Annotated in this window: 1 protein-coding gene; it reads right to left on the bottom strand. The window is 43.1% G+C overall.

Features of this window, described 5'->3' with window-relative positions; all coding sequences use genetic code 11:
• Nucleotides 1-657: 657 nt before the first annotated feature.
• Nucleotides 658-3273, bottom strand: a 2616-nt coding sequence (locus tag BM100_RS22050; protein WP_175495008.1) for an inverse autotransporter beta domain-containing protein, incomplete at its 5' end; no start/stop codon positions are given.

Below are 3273 nucleotides of genomic sequence, written 5' to 3'. Positions count from 1 at the left end.
AAAATCGGATCGATTTATGGTTAATATACGAGTCCATATCTGAATTCCTCACGAAATATGGGCTGTTGCCAGCGCTTGATCTTTATTGTGTTAAAAACATTTTTTTAAAATATTGATTTTAAAACATAGTGTTAACAACTCAGTTCACAGATTTATAATGAATTTCTTTAAGATGCTGGTGTGTTGGCGATATTCCCTCAATCATTCAGATTGTGATGTGATTTATCTAATAGGGGTGATTTCCTTTTTATCAATCAGAAATTTGAAGCCTAATTGGGTATAACTATCCAATGAATATAAAAAGATAATATTTTCCATGCCTAACATACATTAGGAGTTTTTTTATTGATCTGCGTAATGAATAATTATTATCGGCTGATAAAAAAAGGTAATGACATTATGTTGGTTGAAGTTTGTTTTTATTGTTTATGAGAAAGTGGCGTTTTCCCGTATATATATTCATTGGATATTTCGCTGTAAAGCCCATTAATGCTAAATCATGCCATATTTGTCATTGAACTTAATGATTGATCGTGATTTTATCAAAATTTTTTTGCCCTATTGAAAACAGGCCCAGATCTTGTTGGGCCTGTTCTTTATTTCTCCGCATAAAGCATCAAGCTTACGATTAAAGAATAGATGTTGGATGCGTTATATTCATATTTCTCCTACTTCTCCGTTGCTGGCCGGTATTTGGTTCTTGAGGCAAAGTAAATTCCCGAGCCATTCTTCGCTTGGAAGATACGGTGGATAATTAGGAAAGGCTATATTGGTAGGATTTATTATCTTATTGATATCGTAATCTAATAGTAGATATTTTCCGAGTTTATCACCTATTAGTTGGGTTGGAGAGGCATTTATTATTATGTAAGTTTTTTTATTAGTCGGTTTATCAAAAATGCCAAGCGTTGAGTCTGTAGAATGATATTCTTTGTACAATGAATTTAGGTATAAAGAAGTGGGATCATTGAATGCATTAGTATTATTCCCCATATTTTCAGGATACGGCCCTCCGGTTAAATTAATTGTATCGCAGCTTTTAAATGCGCCAGCAGGAGAGCTAGAACCATTATAGGGCACTGGCAGTGTCTTATTTGGATTATAGAAGTAATGTTTGGGATTGAATTTATAGGTATAAATTGATTTGGCTCCAGTGGTTTTATCCGTGACGTTCGCAGCCACTGTAGCTACATGGTTAGGATCATTTTGGCTGCCTGACCATCCCCAGGTTGCCAGAGGGAATGTGATTTTACCTTGCTTATGATCTACCTTGGCATTTCGTTCGTTGTCAGAGCTGAGTTGGATGCTTTCTGATGATCCCCCGGAATCTGGCGTTATCGGCGATGCCGTGGTTTGGTCTGGCTGTTTCCGGGTCAGGTACACTTCCAGTTTATCATGCACGTTATGAGGCTTTTCTTGCTCGTCAGCAGAAAATTCCTTCTTAAAGCTCGGGACAACGACAGATTTCAGCAGAATGCCGGCCTTCTGCGGGACTGTTTCAAATTTCACCGGTTTCGATAACAGGGTTTTACTGTCACCGATGGTAGGTGTCAGGTCGGCCTCCACAATAAGGTCATCAAAACCATAGTGGCTCGTCAACTTGGCGACTAAATACCCGTCTTCATCGGTCATTGAATTCTCAGGTGCTACCAGCTTCACCTGATCTTTTGCTCCCCTGTTATCTTTGATTCTCCATTTGACGCCGGAAATGACTTGTTTTTTGATTGGTTCATCCTGGGCATTAACCACCTTGATTTTAAAGAAATATGTATCTTGCCCGTCGCCTTTCTGTACGTTTGGTGGTTGTTGGAGCATCTCCTCGCTGAACTTGATATTGTCGAAATTGACTGTGTTGTCCCCGCCTCCGATATTGGTCTCTGCCATGCCATTCATCTTCAGGAAAATATGGGTATTCTTATCCAGAGGTGTTTTACTCACGAGAGTAGCGGTCAACCGACCTTTACCGTCACTCTTTTCTGACTTATCCCAGGTCAGTGTGGCGTCTTTATTCTCTGGTTTGAGGTACCATTCCACATTTGAGAACGTGTGATCCTTCAGTGGCATGTTATTTATGTTGTCGTGGGTGATAACAGCGGTCAGATCGTATGCTGATTGGCCATTGGCCGCCAAGGAACCTTCTATCGATTTCTCAATGCGTTTCTCTTTAACGATAAAAGGCTCAACATGGATTTGCATATGAGCTGCCTTTTGTCTGCCATCTTGACTGTCGGCGCGGGCCGTTAAGGTATAGTCGTTGACCCCATTAGGTATGTATGTTGGCAGCACCAGCTCAATCTGGTTGTTGTTTTTGGGCATTATTGCCCCGCCATTTTGAATAAACTGAGGGTCAGTCTGCCAATCAATCTGTTTCACCGATTGTTCGGCAATGATTTTAGCCTCAGCGTTTAGCTTCTGGGCACTGAATCCGCTCCGGAGATTGGGCAGGGTGATAGTGAACTCCGATTTTTTTCTGTATTCCAGCACGATATTGTTGTTTCTTTCCACCAGATCATAGCGGCTTCCCGCCAGTGTCCGCAGGGACGCTACACTGCTGGGGGAAATCTGGACATCAAAAGGGGTGCCAAAACGGTAATTCAGGTTGGCCTGAAACAAGGTTTCACTTTTTCCGCCACTGCCGTATTTGTAATCCACTCCCATGGTCACCAGCGGGATCGGAGTATAATTCAGGCCGATCCTGGCCAGGCCGGGGTTTTTCTGTTTGGTATCACGATTAAACAGGGAGACGTTATCACCGTAGTATTGTTCATAGGCCAGCTTCCCGCCAAGGTTGGGATAGGCGGGCAAGTAAAATTCACCATTGAGGTCAAACCCGTTGGCGGGGCGTTCATCGTAGTCTTGATTGGACAGGGCCTGGTGCCATTCGGTCACGCGCCAATAGGTATTGGCCGAGAGCTTGACATAATCCGTCCAGGCTTCTCCCCCCACGCCCAGCCGCTTATTTTTTCCCGTCAAGTCGTTGTCAAAGAAGGTATTGATCCCGTACATCCAACCGGGTGTAAAATAACGGCCACCCAGCCCGAGGTTGAGGGTGTGGCGGCTGTCCTTGTGCCGATACCCCAGTTGAGTAAATAGCAACCAGTCGGTTTTGTTGTCATACAGCGGCAGCAACAGGTCGACCGCGCTGTTATCCAATTTCCCCTTTCTATCAAGGGAAAAATTAATTCTGGCGGTGCCATAACGGGACAGCCATTGTTGGGTTTCTGTCGCAATGGTGTTATTTATTTTACCTAATGCGTAAGACTTGGCTTGTTC

It is taken from the genome of Xenorhabdus mauleonii, from assembly GCF_900113945.1.
GTDB lineage: Bacteria > Pseudomonadota > Gammaproteobacteria > Enterobacterales > Enterobacteriaceae > Xenorhabdus > Xenorhabdus mauleonii.
The sequence above is the reverse complement of the archived record's forward strand: the minus strand, read 5'-3'. Positions and strand labels throughout refer to the sequence as shown.